Origin of the sequence: Emticicia sp. W12TSBA100-4, assembly GCF_040253585.1 — a bacterium.
In the GTDB taxonomy this organism is placed as follows: Bacteria; Bacteroidota; Bacteroidia; order Cytophagales; family Spirosomataceae; genus Emticicia.
In genome coordinates this window covers 1-394 of the sequence record NZ_JBELAU010000087.1, presented here as the reverse complement: position 1 = coordinate 394, position 394 = coordinate 1, and the positions used below count along the sequence as shown (strand labels likewise).

Annotated in this window: 1 protein-coding gene; it reads left to right on the top strand. The window is 46.2% G+C overall.

Annotated elements, in window-relative coordinates:
- On the top strand, window positions 1-394 hold a 394-nt coding region (locus ABR854_RS25870; RefSeq protein ID WP_350268740.1), incomplete at both ends, for an Ig-like domain-containing protein.

Sequence of the window (394 nt, the reverse complement as noted above, 5' to 3'; positions counted from 1 at the left end):
GTTTTGTAAGTACGCTTCAAAATCCAAGCATAAGCAATGCCCAAACCAGCCACGCAGGAATTTATACCGTAACAGTAACAAGTAGTGCGGGTTGTAGTGCAACAGCAACAGCGAATGTAGTAGTAAATGTCATTCCATCGGCACCAACAAGTGTGGGTGGAAACCGTTGTGGTCCAGGCACCGTAACAATGACCGCAAGTGGCTGTTCGGGCGGAACGATCTCATGGTACAGTTCATTAACAGGTGGCACCGCTTTAGTCACAGGAACAACTTACACTACCCCAAGTCTTAGTACAACGACGACCTATTATTTAGAATGTAGCTTAAATGGCTGTGTTAGTTCAACGAGAAGCACGGCAGTTGCAACAATCAATGCAATTCCAACCGCAAGTGC